Here is a 22,492-nt window from a genome sequence, read left to right on the forward strand (position 1 = left end):
TCCGCTCAGGGGCAGGTCGTGGCAAGGGGCCGGCCGTGCAGCGCGGCGTCGATGAGTTCGCGCAGGGCTCCGTCCAGTGGCTCGTCACCGTGGGACAAAGGGCGTCCGGGACAGAAGGATTGGACCGAGGCGTTGGTGGCGCCGGGCAGGTGGCCGCGCTCCGGCGGGTTGTCCTCGGTGTAGAGATGGTAGGCGGGCAGTCCCGGTGGGACGGCCGGGTCGGCGTTGAGTTGTTGCAGGAAGGGCGATCCCGGCGACAGGTCGCGGCAGCCGGCGTGGATGGCGTAGCACAGGAATCCGAGCGGTTCGCCGAATTCCGGTGTGCCGTAGTCGACGTAGGTGCCCACCTGGCCGGCGCCGTCGAGAAACTTGACGTACTGCCGCTGAGCGAGGCCGCCCATCGAGTGGCCGACGAGGTCGACCCGCTCGGCCCCGGTCCGCACGCGAATCGCGGCCACCTCGTCGGCGATCGCCTGGGCGGATTCGGCGATCGGCGCGGCACCGGTGGGGTTGCCGCGCAACAGCATCGAATACGCCGCGTATCCCCGTGCCTCCAGCCACCCCCGCAGCGACTCCTGCTTGGCCGGGTCGGCGTCGAAGCCGCCGACGACGAGAACGGGATTCGCGCCCTGCGCCGACGCAACGGGCGGTGCTACGAAACCCATTGCAGCACATAGTATTACGATCATCAGCGCACGTATCCACAGTGGCTTGGTCATGTTCCGCCTCTCCTGGGTCGATGACCACGCACCCGATCCCGTACGCACGTTCCGCGGACGTGGTCGAAGGCAGTGTCTCACCCCACGTCGCATCCCGCGCTGCCTCCGCTGCGCTGCTGCGGGCGGGCCGCGCCTGCGTGTGCCTCGTCCGCTGTCGTGTGGATCCCCGGACGAAAGTACGCCGGTGACGGCGCTATGCACGCCAGGAGGCGACATGCCGGGATGACGCAGCGAGCCTTCCCTCGTCATCCCGGCATGTCATTGCGACGCACCGGCGCTCCCGGCCATTCCGACGCGCCGCCCCCGTCGTTCCGGCTCATTCACGCACTCGTGTTCCAGATTCTGGGATTCGGGACGAATCCGATAGACATGCGCTCTGATAGCTGGGAGTATGCCCGCGACAGGCGTGACACCCGCCGGGCTGGCGATCCCACCCGCGCGTGTCGCGAGGATTGGGACGATGCCGACCTCCGACAGGGGCGGTACGCAAGGGGTGTCGTGTGGCGACGACTGCGCAATTGCGGGCGGTACTGGCGGTTTTACAAGTCGGGCGGAACGGCTCGCCCTCCGGTGGGTCGGCCGAGGATCCGACCATCGAGCACGCCGAGCTGGCGGGTTTGCTGCACCACGTGATCAGCAACGAGCTGCGCGAGGTGATCGTGGCCGCGCCGCTCGGCGAGACCGGGCGGCGGTGGTCGGCGGCGACCGCGCTGCCGTCGGAGTCGCCGGGCGCCGGAACGCTGTCCGAGCAGGCCCAGTTCGACGCGCGCTGGCTGCGCGACCGTATCGCCACGCTGGTGTCCCGCAGCGGGCCCGAACCGGTCCCGGCCGCCGTGCAGGCCGTCGACGCGGCCACCGCGTTGCTGGCGCTGGCGCGCGATCCGCACGGCGACGGCAGCGACGGCGCGTGGCAGGCCGCGATCGACGATCTCGCCACCGCGTTCCATCTGGTCAACGACGAGCACAACAGCTGCACGCAGCCGATCCGGTAGCCGCGGAAGGCGTTATCCCGCAGGGGATGTGGTGACGGCGGTGGATGTGGAGAGGGCGGTGCCCGGCCGGTCGGCGGCGCGCCGCAGATATACGGCGGCGGCCGCGAACAGCGCGAGCGTCAGCCAGACGTAGGCGTTGTGGTAGAAGACGCCCAGATGCGCCCGGGCCGGCAGATTGATGATGCTGGAGAACCGGGGATCGTAGAGGGCCAGCAGACCGCCGGACGCGACCACGGCAGCCACCAGACATCCCAGGGGCGCGACCGTCGTGCGCCGCCGCACCGCCAGATCGGTCAGGTGGATCAGCATCGGCGCCAGCCAGACCCAGTGATGTATCCAGCTGTACGGCGACACCGCGGTGGTGGTCAGCCCGCACAGCACCACCGCCGGCAACTCGTGCCCCGTCAGCGACAACCGCCGGGCCAGTATCAGGCAGGCCGCGGCGATCGTGATCGCACCCACCAGCCACAGCACCTGGTGATCGCCGCCGACGCCGACGGTCCGGGCGACCATGCCGCGCAGCGATTCGTTCTGCGGATTGTCCGGAACGCCCACCCGGGTCGGATCCATGAACGCGCCGCGCCAGTACGTCAGCGAATCCTTCGGCATGATCGCCAGGCCGATCAGCGCCGTCGCGACGAACGCGCCGACGGCGGTCGCGGCGGCCCGGTAGCGCCGGGTGACGAGCAGATAGACGACGAAGAACGCGGGAGTCAGCTTTATTCCGGCCGCGATCCCGGTCAGCACGCCCTTCCAGCGCGACGAATCCGGCAGCGCCATATCCGCCAGCACGATCACCAGCAGGAGAATGTTGATCTGCCCGAACGTCACGGTCTCCCGCACCGGCTCGCACCACAGCAGCAGCCCGGCGATCGGCAGGCTCACCACCGCCAGCCGCAGATCCCGCCGGTAGCCGAGCATCGACAGCGCGGCCCACGCCGATCCGGCCAGCATCAGGAGGTTGCCCGCCGCCCCGGCATAGCGGAACAGCTCACCGTGCAGCGCGGCCAGCGGCGTGAACAGCAGCGCCGCGAACGGCGTGTAGACGTATTCCCAGACGCCGCGGGTGTTGCCGAGCAGCGGGGTGTCGTAGACGGAGACGCCGTCGACCACCCGGTTCGCCGCGACCTGGTAGACGTTCAGGTCCAGCAGATGCATCATCAGCTGCGGCGCATCGAGCACCTGCTTGGCCCAGTACAGCCCGGCGACCGTCCCGAGTGCGAGGATTGTCCAGAATGCGGCGGCCGGCAGGGGACGACGCTGCGGTGTGACCCGCTCAGAGGACGGCGCCGCCGCGTCCTCGACCACCGATAACGACACGCATCCTCCCAGCGTTCGGGCTTCGGACCGGCCCCACGGTAGTAGCACCATGGACGGATCTGCCAGCCGGGATGCGCGCGTCGCGCCGGGTGACCGCCACCTTGCGGGGCTATCGCCTACTCCCGGTCGGGCGCGTTGAGCTGTTGGTTCACCCGGACCAGGACGTCGAGCTGGGCCTTGTTGTAGAGGTCTCGCAGTCCCACGGCGAGCGCCTCCGTCGCACGCCGGGGACCGACCGGCGAGTCGTCCACCTGACTCAGGTTGGGGTATTCGGCGTGGAGATCGCGGACGTACGGGACCATTCGCTCGGCCAGGTCCGCCCGGGTGCGCTCGTCGGCGTCCTCGGGCAGCTGCTCGAATTCGCGGCCCGCCGGATCGTCGCGGGTGGCGTGCAACATCTCTCGCAGGGAGTCGAGTGCGGTGGGGCCGAGCACCCGGGTGAGAATCGTGGTGTAGGAGCGGTCGGCCTCGGACAGCCCGGCGACGACCTCGCCCAGTTCGGGTGGGAGGTCGGTGGGCGATCCCTGCTTCATGAGGAGCGCGAGCTCGACGCGGATGCGCTGCAGGCGGTCGATGGTCGAGGCCAGTTCGGCGTCCAGCGTCTGGAGCGCCTCATGCGGATACCGATCGGCCTCGCCCATGGCGGCGATCTGGGACAGCGGGATCCCGAGATCGGCGAGGCGCTTGATCCGCAGCACGCGCAGCAGGTCCCGGGCGCCGTACTGCTTGTAGCCGTTGGATCCCCGCTCGGGCTCGTCGAGCAGGCCGATGTCGTGGTAGTGCCGCACCGCCCGCACGGTGGTGCCGGCGAGTTCGGCGAGCTGGCGGGTACTCCACGTCATGATCGGCTCCTCCGGGTACGGATCGGCCGGCGCGGGTGCGCCGGCCCGAACAACAGCCTGAACCGTGCCGTAACGGCACAGTCAAGCACGCGAGTGATTCCGGGGTGTGACTCGAGCCCGGCCGCCCCACTGCTTCACCGACGCGGACAACGACGCCGGCACCAGCAGGTTCCGGTCCGGCAATGCGTTTCGCGGAGGATCACCGGGGCCGATCGTCGGTGGCGTACGCGCCGCTCAGCGCCGAAGTGACCATCCGGCGCACCGCCCGCGCGTCCGGTGGGGTGCCGGTGCGGTCGGCGAACAGGAGGTGGGCGGCGCCGACCAGGGTGGGGGCGAGGCCGTCGGGTTCGGCGTCGGCGGGGAGGCGGCCGAGGTCGCGTTCGGCGGACAGGTAGGCGGTGAGCATCATCGCGGCATCGGTCAGCACCGGGACGCCCGCGGGCCAGGTTTCGCGCAGCCGGGCCCGCAGTTCGTCGCGGAAGGTGACGAGCGGGACGATCGCCACCGCCACCGATTCGAACACCGCCGTCAGCGCGTCCGTGACGTTGTCGACGATCGTTCCGGAGCCGGCCGAGCCGAGCAGGGTGGCGGCCTGGGGTTCCATCCGGTGGATGCGGTCGCGGACGAAATCGGCCAGGAACGCGTCGAAATCGGCGAAGTGCCGGTGCAGCACGCCCTTGGCGCAGCCCGCCTCGTCGGTGACCGCCCGGCTGGTCAGCGCGCTCGGACCGTCCCGCAGCAGGATGCGCTCGGCGGCGTCGAACAGTTGCTGGCGCACGTCGCGCAGGGCGACACCGGTCGGCATCGGGGTGGATCTCCTTTCGCCCTGGGCGAATTCGTCGACGAGTGGGCACATGCCCACTTAGAGTGGGCGCATGACCACTCTACCGCCGGAGCCCACCGTCCCCTCCGACCCCGAACCCCACCGCCACCGGCAGGTCGCCGAGTCGTTCGGCGTCGACGCCGAACGCTACGACCGCGCCCGGCCCCGTTATCCGGACGGCTTGATCGAGCGCGTCGCCGCCGCCTGCCCGGGCGGTGACATTCTCGACGTCGGATGCGGAACCGGTATCGCCGCAAGGCAATTCGCTGCCGCGGGATGCCGGGTGCTCGGGGTCGAGCCCGATGCGCGGATGGCCGAATTCGCCCGTCGCACGGGCGTCGACGTCGAGGACGGGACGTTCGAGGACTGGGATCCCGCGGGCCGGTCGTTCGATGCGGTGGTCGCCGGGCAGGCGTGGCACTGGGTGGATCCGGTCGCCGGTCCGGCCAAGGCGGCCCGGCTGCTGCGGCCCGGCGGCCGGCTGACGGTGTTCGGGCATGTCATCGCCCCGCCGTCGCCGGTGTCCGAGGCGCAGATCGACGCCCTGCGCCGGGTCGCGCCGGATTCGCCGTTCGCCGTGCAAGGCCCCTCGTCGGCGAGCGACGCCGTGGCGATCTACGAGGCCATGTTCGCGAAGTTCGTCGAGGGGATGCGCGCGGTGGACGAATTCGGCGAACCCGAACAGTGGCGGTTCGAGTGGGAACGGTCCTATACCCGGGCCGAGTGGCTCGATCTGGTGCCCTCCACCGGTGCGCTCACGCGGCTTTCGCGAGACCAGCTCGACGAGGTCTCGGCTCGGATCGGGGCGGCCATCGATGCCGTGGGTGGCAGTTTCCGCATGCCCTACGTCACGCTGGCAGCCAGTGCGTCGCTGACCGCCTGATTTCTCGGAGATAGCAAATGTGCCATTGACAACTGGCACTTTGGTGGCTGATGCTTGCGGCATGGCTGAAACAGGGTCAATGGTGACCTCCCCGGCCGTCCCCGTATCGGCGTCGCCGCAGGCGCGTCTCGCGGCGGCGGCGTCGGTGCTCGGGGTCCGGCGAATCAACGGGCTGCTCCCGCCCAACCGGGCCGGAATCCGGGTCGGCCGGGGTCTGATCGCGACGATCATGGCGGCATTCGGTCCGCCGCTTCCCGGCACGCGCATCCGTTCGGTGCGCTCGGGCACCGTGCGTGGCGAGTGGGTGCGGGCTCCGGGGGTGCCGCAGGGCGATCGCGCCGTCTACTACGTGCACGGCAGCGGGTACGTGATCTGCTCGGCGCGGACCCACCGCGGGCTGGCCTCGCGGCTGTCGAAGGCGACCGGGCTGCCGGTGTTCGTGCTCGACTACCGGCTCGCCCCCGAGCACCGATTCCCGGCCGCCGCAGAGGATGTCGCCGCCGGTTACCGCTGGCTGCTCGACAACGGTTACCGCGCAGCGGATCTCGTGATCGGCGGCGACTCCGCGGGCTGCCACCTCGGACTGGATCTGCTGCTACAGAACCTCGACGGCGCGACACCGCAGCCCGCCGGGATGTTCATGTTCTCCCCGCTGATGGACCTGACCCTCGCCCTGGCCGAGCGCCGCGACCGGCGGCAGCCGGATCCGATGGCCCCGGCGACGGTGGGACGCAGGCTGATCGAGCTCTACACCGCCGGCGAGCCCGCGGCGTCGCCGAGGCTGCGGCTGGCCATACCGCCGGGCGCCGCGTTGCCACCGCTGTTCGTGCAGGCCGCCGCGGGGGAGATGCTCGGTGACGACGCCCGGCACGTGCGGGATATGGCGGCCGCCGCCGGCGTCCGCTGCGACCTCGAGCTGTGGCCGGGCCGCATTCACGTCTTCCAGGCGCTGCCGCTGCTGGTGCCCGAGGCCGCACCGGCCCTGCGCCGTGCCGCCGAATTCGTCGGAGCCGCGCTCGCGGAGTCGAATGTCGTTGTACAGGAACGGGTGAGCTGATCATGTGGATCATCGACACGCTGCGTGCGGCGATCGGCGGGGTGCGCCGCACACACGATGCCGACGCCGTGGTCACCGGCGCGGGCAGCGGCATCGGCCGCGCGTTCGCGCTCGAACTCGCCGCGCGTGGGGGACGAGTGCTGTGCGCCGATATCGATAAGGAACGGGCCGACGAGACCGTCCGGATGATCCGGCGGCTGCACGGCGGTACGGCCCACGCGTTCTGCTGCGACGTGTCGCGGCGCGACGACGTGGAAAGCCTTGCCCGGGAGGCGGACTCGTTCTTCGGTGGCCCGCCGACCCTGGTGATCAACAACGCCGGCGTCGGCATCGGCGGAAAACCGGTGGGCGACATCGGGTTCGACGACTGGGAATGGGCGCTCGGCATCAACCTGTGGGGTGTCGTGCACGGCTGCGAGATCTTCGCGCCGCGCCTGCGCGCGGCCGGGCGCGGCGGCATCATCAACGTCGCCTCCGCGGCGGGTTTCGCGGCCGCACCCGGAATGGCCGTCTACAACGTGTCCAAGGCCGGGGTGCTGTCGCTGTCGAAGACGCTGGCGGCCGAACTGTCCGGCACCGGGGTCGCGGTCACCGTGCTGTGCCCGACCTTCGTCCGGACCAACGTGGTCGCCGACGGCCGCATCACCGCCGGGTCGACCCGGCTGGCCGACACCCTCATGCGCCTGAGCGGGTTCTCGCCGGAGCGCGTCGCCACCACGACCCTCGACGCCCACGACATCGGCCGCCTGTTCGTGGTGCCGCAGCTGGACGCGCAGCTGATCTGGCACCTCGAACGGCACTTCCCGGCCCTCTACAACCACGCCCTCGGCGTGCTGAACCGCGTTCTGCCCCGGGAGGATTCGGCGCCGCCCGCGATCCCGGCCGAACGTATCGAGAAGACAGGAGTCTGACATGGCCTTCGATTTCGACGGCATGCTCGGCAAGATCAAGGCCCGGCAGTGGGCCCTGGCCGACATCGACTGGGACGCACCGGGCGCCGAACTGATCGAGCCCGAGCTGCACGCCAAGCTGAAGCCGTTCATGGCCGATCTGATGTGGATCGAGAACGTCGGCGCGCGCGGCTTCGCGGCGATGGCGAAGAAGGCGCCGACCGAGACGCTCAGGGAGATCTACCGCTACTTCCACGCCGAGGAGCAGCGGCACGCCAATGCGGAGCTGGCGCTGATGCGGCGCTGGGGGATGCTCGACGGCGACACGATTCCGGAGCCGAACATCAACGTGAAGCTGGTGATCGACTTCCTGGACAAGCACTCCGACGAGATGTCGCTGTCGTTCCTGGGCACCGTGATTCCGATGCTCGAGGTGGCGCTGGACGGCGCGCTGATCAAGTTCGTCACCGACGAGATCGCCGATCCGGTCGCGCAGGAGGTGTTCAAGAAGATCAACGCCGACGAATCGCGGCACCTGGCAACGGATTACGCCGTGATGGAACTGCTCGGCCACGCCACCACCCGCAAGCTGTTCATCGATCTGGTCGGCGGCTGGGCGAAGCCGTCGTTCCTGGTCGGGGTGCTGAGCTATGTGCCGCTGCTGAACAAGATGCGCGACAACATCGTCGAGATGGGCGTCGACGAGGAGAAGCTGTACTCGGCGATGCGGCGGTTCAAGGCGGTCGGCGAGCGCGCGCCGATCGCGAACCGGGTGCCGATGTACCGGATCGTGAAGATGCACAGCGGCTGGGTGATCAACCGCGGCCACCCGTACCACCTGTTCGCCGACGCGATGGTGAAGGTGACCGCCCGCATCCCGGACCGCTTCCTCGGCGCGCAGCCCACGTGGTCGAAGGAACTGACCTACGAGCCGGTCGCGTGATGACTACTTCCACTCTTCCCTTGGACGTCGCGATCATCGGCGCCGGTTTCGCCGGGATCGGCGCCGCGATCCGATTGCGGCAGAAGGGTATCGGCAACTTCGCGATCTTCGAGCGCGACGATCGGGTGGGCGGCACCTGGCGTGACAACACCTATCCGGGTGCGGCCTGCGACATCCCCTCGCGGCTGTACTCCTACAGCTTCGCGCCGAATCCGGACTGGTCGCAGACCTATTCGGGCAGCTCCGAGATCCTCGGCTACATCGAGTCGATGGTCGACGAGTCCGGCATCCGGCCGCGCATCCGATTCGGGCACACCGTGACCGGGCTGGTGTTCGACGAGGAGCAGGGCCTGTGGCACATCGGCTTCGCTGGTCGGCGGCGAAAGGTGAAGGCGCGCACGGTGGTCCTGGCCTCCGGGCCGCTGGCCACCCCCGGCATGCCGAATATTCCGGGCCTCGATACCTACGAGGGCCACACGATCCACAGCGCCCGCTGGGACCACGACTACGACTTCACCGGCAAGAAGGTGGCCGTGGTCGGCACCGGAGCCAGTGCGGTGCAGATCATCCCGGAGCTGGTGCGCGACGCCGCGTCGGTGAAGGTGTTCCAGCGCACGCCGGGCTGGGTGCTGCCGCGGGTGAACCGCCGCACCAGCGGCCTCGCCAAACAGGTGTACCGGCGGGCTCCGGTGACCCAGTCGCTGGCGCGGGATGCCTGGTTCTGGGGGCACGAGTCGGTGGCGCTGGGCGTGGTGTGGAACTCGCCGCTGACCCGCGTCGTCGAGTCGGTGGCGTTGCTGCACTTGCGTTCCCAGGTGCGCGATCCGTGGCTGCGCCGGCAGCTGACCCCCGATTTCCGGGCCGGCTGCAAGCGCCTGCTGATCAGCAACGATTACTATCCGGCGCTGCAACGCGACAACTGCAAGCTGATTACCTGGCCGATCGTGGAGATCGCACCGCAGGGCATCCGGACCGCCGAGGGGATCGAGCACCGGTTCGACTGCCTCGTGTTCGCCACCGGATTCGAGGTGGCCAAGCAGGGCACGCCGATCCCGGTGACCGGCCGCGACGGCCGCGTGCTCGCCGACGAATGGCACAGGGGCGCTTACGCTTACAAGAGCATCGCGGTGTCCGGGTACCCGAATCTGTTCCTGACCTTCGGGCCCAACTCCGGTCCGGGGCACAATTCGGCCCTGGTGTACATGGAGGCCCAGATCGAGTATCTGACCGACGCCATCGGCCTGCTGCTCGACCGCGATCTGCGCATGCTGGAGGTGCGCCGCGACCGGCAGGACCGCTACAACACCCGGTTGCAGCGCAGATTGACGGCCACCACCTGGAATTCGGGCTGCCGCAGCTGGTATCTGACCGAGGACGGCTTCAACGCCACCATGTACCCCGGCTTCGGTACCCAGTACACCCGCGAACTCGCCCGGGTGAATCCGGCGGACTACGTCCTGACCCCGCGCGATCCGGCGGCCGGGGTGGGTGTCGATGACCGGATGACGGCCTCGCTCGGTTAGTGTCGACGGGCAGCGTCGGCAGCAGCAGTGTCGACGGGCCGGTGTCGACGGAAAGAAGCGCGTGGCCGGAGGAAAGGACGGGCGAGGCAGGGATGGCGGAGTACCGCATCGATGAACTCGCCCGTGCCGCCGGCACGACCTCCCGCAATGTGCGTGCCTACCAGGAGCGCGGCCTGCTGCCGCCGCCGTCGCGGCGCAGCGGCCGCGCCCTGATCTACGACGACACCCACCTGGCCCGGCTGCGGATCATCGACTCGCTGCTACAGCGCGGCTTCACCACCGCGCACATCGCCGACTTCATCACCAGCTGGGAAACCGGTAAGGACCTCACCGAGATCCTCGGCCTCCAGCACGCCGTCACCGCCACCTGGGGCAAGCCCGAGGAACCCCTCGAGGTGCCCCGGGAACTGGTCGACACGTTCCTCGGCGACCCCGGCGGCCCGCCGGTCCGCGGCGATCAGCTCGACCGGCTGGCCGAGCTGGAACTGGTTCGGCTGCAAGGGGATACGGTCCGATTCCTCCGGCCCGAACTGCTCGAGACATTCGCCCAGCTGAGCACGTACGGCTTCGACCTGTCCGGGCTCACCGAGCTGTACGCGGCGATGATCGCGCGGCTCGAGGACATCGCCAGCCTGATGGTCACCGCCGGCAAGGACCGGATCGTCGACCAGCACGGCCCGGGCTGGCTGCCCGACTCCGACGCCGAGATCGCCGACACCACCCGCATGCTCAACCACCTGCGCGACCTCGGCACCCGCGCCGTCCGCAGCAGCCTGGACCAGGCGCTGGACCGCGTGCTGCAACGCGAGCTGAGCGCCTACCTCGCCACGGCGGCCTCGAAGCACGGCGACGGGTGAGCACCGGAAACTCGGTTGCGATCAGCCGGGTCCGTCGGGTTGCCTGAAGCCTCGTGGCGCATATCGACATTGCCGGAATCGATTACTTCCTCCCCGACGGGCGACAACTGCTCGACGGGGTGAGTTTCCGCATCGGTGACGGCGTCAAGGCCGCGCTGATCGGCCCGAACGGTACCGGCAAGAGCACGCTGTTCGGGATCGTCGCCGGAGATCTGACCGCCGACGGCGGCACGGTCACCCGGTCGGGCGCGCTGGGCGTCATGCAGCAGTTCATCGGCCGGGTCGACGACGAGTCGACGGTGCGCGACCTGCTGATATCGGTTGCGCCGGAGGCCGTCCGCGCGGCCGCGCAAGGGCTCGACGCCGCCGAGAACGCATTGATCGAACAGGACGACGAGCCGACCCAGCTCGCCTACGCGCATGCCCTGGCCGACTGGGCCGATGTCGGCGGGTACGAGACCGAGGCGTTCTGGGACGACGTGACGACGGCCGCCCTCGGCGTCCCGTTCGACCGTGCCAAGTGGCGCTCGGTGCGCACGCTGAGCGGTGGCGAGCAGAAGCGGCTGATCCTCGAGGCGCTGTTCGCGGGCCCCGACCAGCTGCTGCTGCTCGATGAGCCGGACAACTACCTGGACGTGCCGGGCAAGCAGTGGCTCGAGCGGACGATCGCCGGATCGGATAAGTCGGTGCTGTTCGTGAGCCACGACCGGGAGCTGATCGCGAACGCCGCCACCCGGGTCGTCACCCTCGAACCGGGCGCCTGCGGGGCGACCGCGTGGATCCACGGCGGCGGCTTCGCGAGCTATCAGCAGGCCCGCGAGGACCGCAACGCGCGCCTGGACGAACTGCGCCGGCGCTGGGACGAGGAACACGCCAAGCTGCGGGCCTTGGTGCTGCGCCTGCGCGAGAAGGCGAAGTACAACGACGGCATGGCGGCCCGGTATCACGCCGCGCAGACCAGGCTGGCCAAGTTCGAGGAGGCCGGACCCCCGGAGGCGGTTCCGTTGCGGCAGAACGTGTCCGTGCGGTTGCGGGGCGGGCGGACCGGTAAGCGCGCGCTGGTGTGCGCGCGGCTGGAACTCACCGGTCTGATGCGGCCGTTCGACGCCGAGATCTGGTACGGCGACCGCGTTGCGGTGCTGGGCGCCAACGGATCCGGCAAATCGCACTTCCTGCGGCTGCTCGCGACCGGCGGCACCGATCCGGAGCCCGGACACCTGCCGGTCCAGGAACTGGCCCTCGCGCCGGTGCCGCACGCGGGCAGCGCCGCGCTCGGATCCCGGGTTCGCCCAGGCCATTTCGCGCAGACCCACGCGCGAGCCGACCTGTCCGGCCGGCGGCTGGTGGACATTCTGCATCTCGGCAACGAGCACCGCGACGGGATGGGCCGGGAGGCCGCCGGGCGGGTGCTGGACCGGTACGGCCTCGCCCGTGCCGCCGAACAGCGCTACGACGACCTGTCCGGCGGGCAGCAGGCCCGATTGCAGATTCTGCTGCTCGAATTGTCCGGCGTCACCATGCTTCTGCTCGACGAGCCCACCGACAACCTGGACCTGCACTCGGCCGACGCCCTGGAGCAGGCCATCGCCGAATTCGACGGCACCGTCCTCGCGGTGACGCACGACCGCTGGTTCGCCCGCGGATTCGACCGGTTCCTCGTCTTCGGTGCCGATGGCGCCGTGTACGAGAGCGATACGCCGGTGTGGGACGAGTCGCGGGTGCAGCGTGCGCGCTGAGCAGTGAAGTAGCTCGCGTCCCGGGCGCTCTGTGAGGTAGACGGCCTCGAAATACCGTGTGGCCGTGTCTTTGCCGACAGGGCCGACCCCGCCACGGCCTGCCGTCCGGAGCCCCTTGCGCCCCCACTATTCAGTGTTACTATCTACCAGTAGTTAGCAACATTGAGTAGTACGGAGGAGGTGGTCCGTGGGCAAGCAGATGACGGAGATCCTGAAGGGCACCCTGGAGGGCATCGTCCTCGCGATCCTGGCCGTGCGTTCCGCGTACGGCTACGAGATCACGGCGTGGCTGCGGGACCAGGGCTTCGCCGATATCGCCGAGGGCACGGTTTACGCCCTGCTCGTCAGGGTCGAGAAGCGGGGTCTGGTCGACGTGGAGAAGGTCCCGTCGGAAAAGGGCCCGCCGCGCAAGGTGTATTCCCTCAACGCCCATGGGCAGGAATATCTCGACGAGTTCCGGAAGACCTGGGACTTTCTCTCCGAACGGCTCGAACAACTCCATCGAGGAGGTAGATGACCATGGCTCTCCCGAAGTTCATCGAAACGGTGGTCGGCGATCTCGGCGATAAGCGTCGATGGCGGCAGTACAAGGAGCGCACGAAGCAGCTTCCCGCGAACTATCGCGCGGCGATCGACGCTGTCGAGCGGTACCTGATGCTTTTCGGGCCGGGAGACGGAGACGGCACCGTGTCGATGTTGGAGGATCTTGCCGATCTGTTCGAGCAGAGCGCGGCGGACGGAACCCCGATCCGCGAGGTCGTCGGGGAGGACCCGGTGGAGTTCGCCGAGGCGTTCCTGCGGAACTACCGGGCGGGCCGGTGGATCAACCGCGAACGGGAACGGCTGACCGATGCCATCGACCGCGCGGCCGGAGAGGACAGATGACTACCCAACACGTTCCGGCCATCCACGTGCGGAGTCTGGTGAAGTCCTTCGAGGATCTGCCTGTGCTGCGCGGCGTGGATTTCGACGTCGCGCGGGGCAGTATCTTCGCCCTGCTCGGCGCCAACGGATCGGGCAAGACCACGATCGTGAAAATCTTGTCCACCCTGCTGCGAGCGGACGCGGGGACGGTCGGCGTCGACGGGTTCGACGTCGCCACCCAGGCGGCGCGGGTGCGGGAATCCATCAGCCTCACCGGACAATTCGCCGCCGTCGACGAGATCCTCAGCGGCCGTGAGAATCTCGTGCTGGTCGCCCGGCTGCGGCACCTGAAGAACCCGGGCGCGATCGCGGACGACCTGCTCGCGCGTTTCTCGTTGACCGACGCGGCCGCGCGGAAGGTATCGACGTATTCGGGTGGTATGCGCCGCCGCCTGGATATCGCGATGAGCCTCATCGGGAGCCCGCCGATCGTCTTCCTCGACGAGCCGACGACCGGGCTCGACCCCCAGGCGCGCCTCGAGGTGTGGCAGGCCGTGCGGGATCTCGCCGTGCACGGCACCACGGTGCTGCTGACGACGCAGTATCTCGAGGAGGCCGAACACCTCGCCGACCGGATCGCGATCCTGCACGAGGGCCGAATCATCGTCGACGGCACCCTCGCCGAACTCGAGCAACTGCATCCGCCGACCGAGGTCGAATACGTCGAGAAGAAGCCGACCCTCGAGGACATCTTCTTCGCCGTCGTCGGTGACCACGGCGCCGGTGTGGACACCTGAGGAATACCGATGACCAAGTACTTCTTCGTCGACACCGCCGTCCTGCTGGGACGATCCCTGCGCCACATCACGCGCAGCGCCGACACCATCATTACGACCACGATCATGCCGATGGCCTTCCTGCTGCTTTTCGTGTACGTGTTCGGTGGCGCGATCGACACGGGGTCGGATTCGTATGTGAATTATCTGCTGCCCGGCATTCTGCTCATCACGGTGGCGACGGGTGTCTCCTACACCGCGTTCCGGCTCTTCCTGGATATGAAGAACGGCATCTTCGAGCGATTCCAGTCCATGCCGATCGCGCGGTCGTCGGTGCTGTGGGCGCACGTGCTGACCTCGCTGGTCGCCAATCTGATCTCGCTCGCGGTCGTCGTGCTCGTCGCCGTGCTCATGGGTTTCCGCTCCGGCGCGGATGCGCCGGCCTGGCTCGCCGTGGCCGGCATCCTGCTTCTGTTCACGCTGGCGCTGACGTGGCTCGCCGTCATCCCCGGCCTCACCGCGAGCACCCCGGACGGCGCGAGCGCGTTCTCCTACCCGCTGATCTTCCTGCCGTTCGTCAGCTCGGCGTTCGTCCCCACCGACACGATGCCCGGCCCGGTGCGCGCCTTCGCCGAACACCAACCGGTGACATCGATCGTCAACGCGATCCGGGACCTGTTCGCGCAGCAGCCGGTCGGCTCCGACATCTGGATCGCGTCGGCCTGGTGCGTCGGTCTCCTCGTCGTCGCGTACCTCGTGGCCATGGCCACCTACCGCCGCAAAATCTCCTAGCGCCCCACGGCATATCGGGTAATGATGTAGCACCGGGGGATTCGGCGCCGATGTAGTGATGTTCCGGGGCAGTGATGTTCCGAGGCAGTGATGTTCTGAGGCCCTGACTCCCGACAGCGATAGTTCTCGAAAGGACTCTTGCCATGTTCGCACGACTGGGATCGCTGGTTGTTCGCCGTCCCTGGTGGACTATCGGCGCCTGGGTGCTGATCATCATCGGGGTGGTCGCGTCGGCGCCGACCCTGACCTCGACTACCGACCAATCCGCCTTCCTCCCTTCGCATTACGAGTCGATCCAGGCGGCGGAGCTGCAGGAGAAGGCATTTCCCGATGCCGCCGCGCCCGCCGCGATCGTGGTGTTCGAACGGTCCGACGGCGCGCCGCTGAGCCCGGCCGACGTGACGGCGGTCGAATCGGTGACCGGGCAGCTGAACCAGGCACGGCTGAAGGACGTCACCGGAATTCAGGCGGCCCCGCCGTCGGACAATCGGCTCGTGCAGATCGCCGCGGTGCAGATGACCAAGGTCACCAACCCCAGCGACACCAGACAGAACGACGCGGTCGAGGAGCTGCGCACGGCATTGCAGGACAAGGTGCGCGGCACCGACCTGAAGGCCGGCGTCACCGGTTCGGCCGCGCAGAGCCTGGACGCGCAGGAGTCCTCGACCAAGGGCCTGGCCATCATCGGAATCGCCACCATCGCCTTGATTCTGGTGCTGTTGCTGGTGATTTTCCGCAGCCCGGTGATCGCGCTGCTGCCGATCGTGGTCATCGGCGCCGCGTCGATGGTCGTGAACGGCCTGATCGCCACGGTGAGCAAGGCGTTCGATCTGCAGATCGACAGTTCGGTCAGTTCCATCCTGCTGGTCGTGCTGTACGGGGTCGGCACCGACTACATCCTGTTCCTGATGTTCCGCTACCGAGAACGGTTGCGGGCCGGAGACGATCCCAAGACCGCGATGGTCGGCGCCGTCACCCGGGTCGGCGAGGCGATCACCTCCGCCGCCGGCGCGGTGATCATCGCCTTCATGGCCCTCACGCTGTCGAGCCTGGGCATGTTCCGCTCGCTCGGGCCGGCGCTGGCGATCGCGGTGGCGGTGGCGCTGCTGGCCGGGCTCACCCTGGTGCCGGCGATCGTTTCGCTGTTGGGCACCAAGGTGTTCTGGCCGTCGAAGGCGTGGCGCGCCGAACCGAAGGGCACCGTGTTCGCCGGATTGGGCCGCGGGTTGGGTCGGCGGCCGGGGGTGTTCGCGGTGACGGCCGGCGGTCTGCTGGTCGTGCTGAGCGTGTTCGCCGTCGGATTCAATCCGACCTTCGATCTCACCTCCGGCTCGACCTCCGACGCCTCCGAATCCACGGTGTACAGCAAGGAACTGCTCAAGGGCCTGCCCGCGGGCGTCACCCAGCCGTCGGACGTGCTGCTGCGGTCGCCGAATGCGCTGAGCCAGGAGCAACTGGCGGCCTACCGCACCGAGCTGAACCGGGTGGACGGTGTCGGCCAGGTCTCGGAACCGACGCTGTCGCAGGATAATTCGGTCGCCGCCTACAAGGTGACGTTGACGTCCACGCCGGAATCGGATCAGGCGATCGACACGGTCCGAGGTCCACTACGCGCGGCGGCGCACGCGGCGGCACCGGCCGGAACGACGGCCGTGGTCGGCGGCATGACGTCGGTGTTCGTCGACTTCCAGGACGCGATGAACCGCGACTACGCGATCGTGTTCCCGGTGGCGGCGGTCCTGATCATGATCGTGCTGGCGCTGCTGCTGCGCAGCCTGGTGGCGCCGTGGTACCTGATGGTGTCGGTGTTCCTGGGTTTCGGGGCCACGCTGGGTGCGTCCGTCCTCGTGTTCCAGCACCTGCGGAGCGAGTCCGGGCTGATTTTCACACTGCCGCTGATCATGTACCTCTTCGTGGTCGCGCTCGGCACCGACTACAACATCCTGATGGTCGCCCGCCTGCGGGAGGAGGCGCGAGAGGGTCACGAACCGAAGCGGGCCGCCGCCCTGGCCCTGCACCACACCGGCCCGACCATCGCCGCCGCGGGCGTCATCCTGGCGGGCACCTTCGCCTCGATGATGTTGGCGGGCAACACCGTACTGTCGCAGATGGGCTTCGCCATCTCGGTCGGCATCGCGATCGCGGCCTTCGTCATGGCGATGTTCTTCACCCCGGCGCTGACGGCGCTGATCGGCCACCGCGCCTGGTGGCCCGGTCACGGCGACGCCCCGCAGGAGTCCCGTCCGAGTGACGATCGAGAGCCGGTGTCGAAGAGCTGATCTCGTCACCGAAGCCGGGTCGTCCGTGCGGGCGGCCCGGTTTCGGTCCGCACCAACGCTTTTCAGGGCAGCGGGGCCGGTCGGTATCGGGCATCCGGCCGTCCGGGGCGGACCACCAGTTCGGTGCCGGGTTCGGCGGCGCGCAGGCCGTGTTCGATGGCGGCGGCCACGGTGTCGGAGGAGAGCATCGGAATTCCGGCCTCGCGGAACCGGTCTCGGCCGCCTGCGGTCAGCGGGGTGTCCACCAGGCCGGGACATACCGCGCTGAGCCGGATGTTCTCCTTCGCCAGGGTGGGAGAGTAGGACCGCACCAGGCCGATGACGGCGTGCTTGGTCATGGTGTAGATCGGGTCCTGGGGCGTGCTCTGCAACGCGGCCAGCGAGGCCGTGACCACGATCGAGCCGCCGCCCTGGCGGCGCATCACCGGGAGGGCCGCCCGCAGCCCCCAGACGACGGCGTGCTGGTTGACTCCCACGATGGCCCGATAGTGCTCGAAATCCAGTGTGGCCATGTCCTTGTCGGCGGAGTTCATCCCGGCATTGAGCACCAGCAGGTCGAGCCGATCGCCCGCGGCGGCCACCGCGCGTTCGGACAGCGCCGGATCGGTCACGTCGCCCAGCACCGCCACGCCACCGATCTCCGCGGCCACATCCGCCACCTCGGGCTTGCGGTCCACCAGCACGCAGCGGATGCCGGCCGCGGCGAGCCGCCGGGCCACCGCCGCGCCGATCCCGCCGGCGGCCCCGGTGATCATTGCTGTCTCGCTCATCGGCTGCTCCTGTGCTCCCTCAGGTCTCGGGCATCTGTCCATGACTCGTACGGTGGAGATTGACATGTTCCATTTGGAGAATGCTATTCTCCGGAGAGAGATTAAGGAGTGCGGCGATGGATGGCAAGGCTGGCTGGACACTGTCGGTGGGCCGAGCGATCGGACGGCGGTGATGGGCTACGCGGACGACCTGTTCGACCTGACCGATCGAGTGGTCCTGATCACCGGCGGCAGCCGCGGTCTGGGCCGGGAGATGGCCTTCGCGGTGGCACGCTGCGGCGCCGATGTCGTTGTCGCCAGCCGCAACTACGCCACCTGCGTGGCGACCGCCGAAGAAATCGAGAAGGCGACCGGGCGGACCGCGCTGCCCTACGGCGTGCACATCGGGCGATGGGACCAGCTCGACGGTTTGGTCGAGGCCGTCTACGGCAGGTTCGGCCGGATCGACGTGCTGATCAACAATGCCGGCATGCAGCCGGTCTACGACTCGCTGACCTCGGTGAGCGAGAAGCTGTTCGACGCCGTCGTGAACCTGAATCTCAAGGGGCCGTTCCGGTTGTCGGCGCTGGTGGGGGAGCGGATGGCGCGGGCCGGTCGCGGGTCGATCATCAACATCAGCTCCACCGGATCGCTGCGCCCCACGCCGTCGATCGTGCCCTACGCGGCGGCCAAGGCGGGGCTCAACGCGATGACCGAGGGGATGGCGCAGGCGTTCGGGCCGACGGTGCGCGTCAACACCCTCATGGCGGGCCCACACCGAACCGATGCCACCGCGGGGTGGGGGCTGGAGGAACTGGGGCCCTCGCGGAATCCGTTCGCCGACCACGCCCTGCGGCGGATCGGCCGCCCGGACGAAATCGTCGGCGCCGCATTGTTTCTCGCCTCCGATGCCGCCAGCTACACCACCGGCGCGATCCTGAGATCGGACGGCGGTATGCCCTGATGGCCGCGATCGGACGAGGAACCGGCGGTGCCCCGGGCCGGTCCGGCGACGGCACCTCGCGCGCGGCGATGGCGGTCGAGCGGGCGCTCGACGATCGCCACCGCAGCGCCGTCGACGAGGTGGAACGCATTCTGGCGGCGGCCGTGCGGGTCATGGAGCGGGTCGCCCCCGCCGCTCCGCGGCTCAGCGATATCGTCACCGAGGCGGGCTCCTCGAACAAGGCGTTCTACCGTTACTTCACCGGTAAGGACGATCTCATCCTCGCCGTCCTGGAACGCGGTGTCGCCCTGGTCGTTTCGTACCTCGAGCACCAGATGGCCAAGGAGGCCACCCCGGCGGGCCGGATCACCCGCTGGATCGAGGGCGCGATGGTGCAGGTGACCGACCCGCACCTGATCAGCATGAGCCGGGCCACCCTGGGGCAGGTGCCGGCCGCCGACGACACCGTGGCCGCCGACGCGATCCTGAAGCCGCTGCGTGCGCTGCTCACCGAACCCGTAGCCGCTCTCGGACAACCGGATTCGGAGCGCGCCGCGGACTCGGTGTTCCACTGCACGCTCGATACGATGCGCCGCTACATCGGCTCCGCGCGCCGGCCGTCCGACGCCGATGTGGCGCATCTGGTCCGGTTCTGTCTGCGGGGAGCCGGGGCTCCGCCGTGATTCCGCTGTCGGCGCCGGGAGCCGGCGGTACACTGACCATTGCCCATACTGGAAGGTTTTCGATGGATGCCGCCGCCACGCTGCTGGAGATCGAGGCGATCAAGCAGCTCAAGGCCCGCTACTGCCGCTATCTCGACACGAAGCAGTGGGATGCGTGGCGTGAGCTGTTCACCGACGACTTCGTCAGCGACACGTCCGCGTCGGGCGGCAAGGTGATCGACGGCGCCGACGAGTTCGTGGCCTTCCTCCGGGCCACCCTCGGCAAGCCCGCGCAGCCGACGGTGCACCAGGTGCACGCCCCCGAGATCGAACTGACCTCGCCGACGACCGCCACCGGCGTGTGGGCGCTGAACGACGTGGTCCGGTTGGCCCCGGGCGTCAACCTGAACGGCTACGGCCACTATCACGAAACCTACGAGAAGATCGACGGCCGGTGGCGCATCAAGACCTCCGAGCTCACCCGCTTGCGCATGGACGTCTTCAACCCGCTGTTCACCGTGCGCATCTCCGACCGGCTCCGCTCCACCGGTGTCGCCCTCGCCCGCCGATTCGGACGCTGAGTACGCACCGCCGGGGCGGGAGCGGTGCGGGCTTCCGGAAAATTCTCCACATACCGACCCGTATCTCACATACGAGGTTGTATCTTTGGGTGGGCCGACCCGGACAGCGGGTCGGCGAAGACGACAGCGGGAACGCCACGCCTGCGCGGCAGGAACGTTCTCGTGGCAGCCGCCGTCGGTGGGCTGATCGGACTTTCGGCCGACCGGTGGTGGTGCACGTCTGCTCGAAGGAGTGACATTGGTGACCACGAGTGTGGAATTCGATCCGTTTTCCGAACAGTTCTACGCCTACCCGTATGAGATATACCGGCGCATGCGGGAAGAGGCGCCGGTCTACTACAACGCCGAACACGACTTCTACGCCCTGACCCGGCACGAAGATGTGGCCGCGGCATTCAAGGACCACGGGACCTATACGTCGACGCGCGGTGTCGATCTCGGAATGATCAAATCCGGTGAGCCGCCGCAGAAGTCGATCATCTTCATGGATCCGCCCGATCACCGGCACATGCGTAGCCTGCTGAGCAGGGCGTTCACTCCACGGGCCGTTCAATCCCAGCGGGACACCGTGGTCGAACTGGTCCGCAAGTACCTGAGTGCGGCCGATCCGGCCCGGTTCGACGTCGTCCGGGACTTCTCGGCGCCGTTCCCCGTCGAGGTGATCACCCGGATGGCCGGGGTGCCCGAGGAATTCCGCCAGCAGGTCCGGGTGTGGATGGACGTGTCCCTGCATCGCGAGCCGGGGCAGATGGAGATGACCGAGGCCGGCATGCGGGCGATCGACGCCGAATCCGCCTTCTACTACGAACTCGTCCAGAAGCGTCGCGCCGAACCGCGGGACGACATGATCAGCACCCTGATCGCGGCCGAGATCGAACGCGAGTACGGCGAGATGTCCTCCCTGGACGACGAGGAAATAGCCGGGTTCGCCACGCTTCTCGGCGGTGCGGGGGCCGAGACGGTCACCAAATTGGTCGGCACCGCCGCCGCGGTCTTCGCCCGCAATCCCGACCAGTGGCAGAAGCTGCTCGACGACCGCGGCAAGGTGCCGCAAGCCGTCGAGGAACTGCTGCGGTACGAGGGCCCGGTTCAGTACAACGTGCGATGCACGCTGAAAGAGGTGACCCTGCACGGGGTGACGATCCCCGCGGGTAAGCCGGTCTTCCTCATCGGCGCCTCGGCCAACCGCGATTCGGACGCCTTCACCGACGCCGATACCTTCGACATCGATCGCGATCGCAGCGAGGCGCTGAATGTCGCACTCGGATACGGGATTCACAGCTGCCTGGGTGCCGCTCTGGCCCGGCTGGAAACGGCCATAGCCCTGGAGCATCTGCTCGATTTCATGCCGCGCTACGAGGTGGACTGGGACGGCTGCGAGCGGGTCACCATGCAGAACGTGGCCGGATGGTCGAAGCTGCCGGTGCGGGTGCTGCCGTGAGAGTCGACGTGGACGACGTCCAGTGCGAGCGCAACGGCATATGCATGGGCCTCGCACCGGATGTCTTCCATCTCACCGAGGACGACGAACTCGAGGTGCTCCGCCCCGAGGTCGCCGACGATACCGAAGGCGTTGTGCGCGAAGCGGTTCGGCGGTGCCCACGCCAGGCGATCAGCATCGTCGGGGAAGAGTGAGAGCCCTCGGCTCAGGGCAGTTTGATTGCCGAGACGTACATTTCGATGGTCGGGCGGTAGAGGTCGATGTCGTCGAGTTGGCTGCCGAGTACGACGGAGTCGGTGGTGGTGATGAGGATGCGGGCGAACGTCAGCGGCGGGATCAGCAGCGTGCCGCCGATCTTCTCGAGGCCCTCGGCGATGAACTTCGCCAGCGCCTCGGCGACCTCGAACCTCTTGGCCTCCACCCGTTCTCGGGCCTCGGGGTTGCGCAGCAGGTAGAGCGTGAACTCGAGGCCCAGCGCGGCTTGGTCGGCGCCGCGGTCGGTGCTGAGCTGACGCCAGCGCTGGGCGATTTCGTCGAGTTCGCGCGTTCCCACCTGGGTTGCCGCCGACAGTACCTCGGCGAAGGTGTCGAAGTAGCGACGCCAATATCGGTCGCTCACGGCCAGGAAGAGGTCTTCCTTTGCGGAGAAGTGCTTGTAGATGGCGCCCTTCGTGTAGCCGGCCGTGCGGGCGATGTCGTCGAGAGTGGCTGCGGTGAAGCCTTTTTCGGCGAACACCGCCTCCGCGGCATCGAGCAGAAGCGAACGTGTGTGCTCCAGCCGCCGCTCCACCGTCCACCGCTCCACCATGCTGTCGAGCCT

The 22,492-nt window shown here is 68.5% G+C and carries 24 protein-coding genes; 18 read left to right on the top strand and 6 right to left on the bottom strand.

Features of this window, described 5'->3' with window-relative positions; all coding sequences use genetic code 11:
• Window positions 1-5 precede the first annotated feature (5 nt).
• Window positions 6-665 carry a triacylglycerol lipase gene (locus tag D892_RS0100245; RefSeq protein ID WP_232235932.1) on the bottom strand — a complete coding sequence of 220 codons (660 nt, stop codon included), beginning with the start codon at window positions 663-665 and terminating at the stop codon, window positions 6-8.
• A 554-nt stretch (window positions 666-1,219) separates the two neighbouring features.
• Between D892_RS0100245 and D892_RS0100250 the strand changes: the two genes are divergently transcribed.
• Window positions 1,220-1,711, top strand: coding sequence for a hypothetical protein (locus D892_RS0100250; RefSeq protein ID WP_024799329.1), 492 nt, complete (start codon window positions 1,220-1,222; stop codon window positions 1,709-1,711).
• A gap of 12 nt (window positions 1,712-1,723) precedes the next feature.
• Here D892_RS0100250 and D892_RS0100255 read toward each other — a convergent pair whose 3' ends face one another.
• The 3 genes from D892_RS0100255 to D892_RS0100265 all read right to left on the bottom strand — a co-directional run bounded on the left by D892_RS0100255 (window position 1,724) and on the right by D892_RS0100265 (window position 4,678).
• Complete coding sequence (locus D892_RS0100255; RefSeq protein WP_232235933.1) at window positions 1,724-3,031, bottom strand: glycosyltransferase 87 family protein; 1,308 nt, start codon at window positions 3,029-3,031, stop codon at window positions 1,724-1,726.
• A 116-nt stretch (window positions 3,032-3,147) separates the two neighbouring features.
• Window positions 3,148-3,873, bottom strand: a complete 726-nt coding sequence (locus tag D892_RS0100260) for a MerR family transcriptional regulator (RefSeq protein WP_024799331.1) — start codon at window positions 3,871-3,873, stop codon at window positions 3,148-3,150.
• A 199-nt stretch (window positions 3,874-4,072) separates the two neighbouring features.
• A complete protein-coding gene (locus D892_RS0100265; RefSeq protein ID WP_024799332.1) occupies window positions 4,073-4,678 on the bottom strand; it encodes a TetR/AcrR family transcriptional regulator in 606 nt (201 codons plus the stop codon).
• Window positions 4,679-4,748: 70 nt separating this feature from the next.
• On the opposite strand from D892_RS0100265, the gene D892_RS0100270 reads away from it, so the two are divergent.
• From D892_RS0100270 to D892_RS0100325, 12 genes are all read left to right on the top strand, one after another.
• Window positions 4,749-5,579: a bifunctional 2-polyprenyl-6-hydroxyphenol methylase/3-demethylubiquinol 3-O-methyltransferase UbiG gene (locus D892_RS0100270; protein WP_024799333.1), complete on the top strand. Its 831-nt coding sequence runs from the start codon at window positions 4,749-4,751 to the stop codon at window positions 5,577-5,579.
• 61 nt (window positions 5,580-5,640) lie between these two features.
• A complete protein-coding gene (locus D892_RS0100275; RefSeq protein ID WP_024799334.1) occupies window positions 5,641-6,636 on the top strand; it encodes an alpha/beta hydrolase in 996 nt (331 codons plus the stop codon).
• Between the two features lie 2 nt (window positions 6,637-6,638).
• Entirely contained in the window at window positions 6,639-7,547 is a 909-nt protein-coding gene (locus D892_RS0100280; protein WP_024799335.1) for an SDR family oxidoreductase, read from the top strand.
• Window position 7,548: 1 nt separating this feature from the next.
• The gene (locus D892_RS0100285; protein ID WP_024799336.1) at window positions 7,549-8,469 is read left to right on the top strand and encodes a reductase; all 921 of its coding nucleotides are present in this window, start codon (window positions 7,549-7,551) and stop codon (window positions 8,467-8,469) included.
• Window positions 8,469-9,992 carry an NAD(P)/FAD-dependent oxidoreductase gene (locus tag D892_RS0100290; protein ID WP_024799337.1) on the top strand — a complete coding sequence of 508 codons (1,524 nt, stop codon included), beginning with the start codon at window positions 8,469-8,471 and terminating at the stop codon, window positions 9,990-9,992. The genes D892_RS0100285 and D892_RS0100290 overlap by 1 nt, the downstream gene beginning before the upstream one ends.
• 92 nt (window positions 9,993-10,084) lie before the next feature.
• On the top strand, window positions 10,085-10,849 hold the full coding sequence (locus D892_RS0100295) for a MerR family transcriptional regulator (protein WP_024799338.1): 765 nt from the start codon (window positions 10,085-10,087) through the stop codon (window positions 10,847-10,849).
• 53 nt (window positions 10,850-10,902) lie between these two features.
• Window positions 10,903-12,585, top strand: coding sequence for an ABC-F family ATP-binding cassette domain-containing protein (locus tag D892_RS0100300; protein ID WP_024799339.1), 1,683 nt, complete (start codon window positions 10,903-10,905; stop codon window positions 12,583-12,585).
• A gap of 187 nt (window positions 12,586-12,772) precedes the next feature.
• Complete coding sequence (locus D892_RS0100305; RefSeq protein WP_024799340.1) at window positions 12,773-13,102, top strand: PadR family transcriptional regulator; 330 nt, start codon at window positions 12,773-12,775, stop codon at window positions 13,100-13,102.
• Entirely contained in the window at window positions 13,099-13,470 is a 372-nt protein-coding gene (locus D892_RS0100310) for a DUF1048 domain-containing protein (protein ID WP_024799341.1), read from the top strand. The genes D892_RS0100305 and D892_RS0100310 overlap by 4 nt, the downstream gene beginning before the upstream one ends.
• Window positions 13,467-14,246: an ABC transporter ATP-binding protein gene (locus D892_RS0100315; RefSeq protein ID WP_024799342.1), complete on the top strand. Its 780-nt coding sequence runs from the start codon at window positions 13,467-13,469 to the stop codon at window positions 14,244-14,246. The genes D892_RS0100310 and D892_RS0100315 overlap by 4 nt, the downstream gene beginning before the upstream one ends.
• Before the next feature lie 9 nt (window positions 14,247-14,255).
• Window positions 14,256-15,017, top strand: coding sequence for an ABC transporter permease (locus tag D892_RS0100320; RefSeq protein ID WP_024799343.1), 762 nt, complete (start codon window positions 14,256-14,258; stop codon window positions 15,015-15,017).
• 143 nt (window positions 15,018-15,160) lie between these two features.
• Window positions 15,161-17,296 carry an MMPL family transporter gene (locus D892_RS0100325; protein ID WP_024799344.1) on the top strand — a complete coding sequence of 712 codons (2,136 nt, stop codon included), beginning with the start codon at window positions 15,161-15,163 and terminating at the stop codon, window positions 17,294-17,296.
• A gap of 62 nt (window positions 17,297-17,358) precedes the next feature.
• On the opposite strand, the gene D892_RS0100330 is transcribed toward D892_RS0100325, so the two are convergent.
• On the bottom strand, window positions 17,359-18,066 hold the full coding sequence (locus tag D892_RS0100330) for an SDR family oxidoreductase (protein WP_024799345.1): 708 nt from the start codon (window positions 18,064-18,066) through the stop codon (window positions 17,359-17,361).
• Window positions 18,067-18,238: 172 nt separating this feature from the next.
• Between D892_RS0100330 and D892_RS0100335 the strand changes: the two genes are divergently transcribed.
• From D892_RS0100335 to D892_RS0100355, 5 genes are all read left to right on the top strand, one after another.
• Window positions 18,239-19,009, top strand: a complete 771-nt coding sequence (locus tag D892_RS0100335) for an SDR family NAD(P)-dependent oxidoreductase (RefSeq protein ID WP_024799346.1) — start codon at window positions 18,239-18,241, stop codon at window positions 19,007-19,009.
• Entirely contained in the window at window positions 19,009-19,671 is a 663-nt protein-coding gene (locus tag D892_RS0100340) for a TetR family transcriptional regulator (protein ID WP_024799347.1), read from the top strand. Before D892_RS0100335 ends, D892_RS0100340 begins: the two co-directional genes overlap by 1 nt.
• Window positions 19,672-19,733: 62 nt before the next feature.
• Complete coding sequence (locus tag D892_RS0100345) at window positions 19,734-20,231, top strand: nuclear transport factor 2 family protein (protein ID WP_024799348.1); 498 nt, start codon at window positions 19,734-19,736, stop codon at window positions 20,229-20,231.
• A gap of 238 nt (window positions 20,232-20,469) precedes the next feature.
• Complete coding sequence (locus tag D892_RS0100350; protein WP_024799349.1) at window positions 20,470-21,672, top strand: cytochrome P450; 1,203 nt, start codon at window positions 20,470-20,472, stop codon at window positions 21,670-21,672.
• A complete protein-coding gene (locus tag D892_RS0100355) occupies window positions 21,639-21,866 on the top strand; it encodes a ferredoxin (RefSeq protein WP_036566436.1) in 228 nt (75 codons plus the stop codon). Before D892_RS0100350 ends, D892_RS0100355 begins: the two co-directional genes overlap by 34 nt.
• A gap of 11 nt (window positions 21,867-21,877) precedes the next feature.
• On the opposite strand, the gene D892_RS0100360 is transcribed toward D892_RS0100355, so the two are convergent.
• On the bottom strand, window positions 21,878-22,480 hold the full coding sequence (locus D892_RS0100360; protein ID WP_024799351.1) for a TetR/AcrR family transcriptional regulator: 603 nt from the start codon (window positions 22,478-22,480) through the stop codon (window positions 21,878-21,880).
• Window positions 22,481-22,492: the final 12 nt, after the last annotated feature.

It is taken from the genome of Nocardia sp. BMG51109, assembly GCF_000526215.1.
Taxonomy (GTDB): domain Bacteria; phylum Actinomycetota; class Actinomycetes; order Mycobacteriales; family Mycobacteriaceae; genus Nocardia.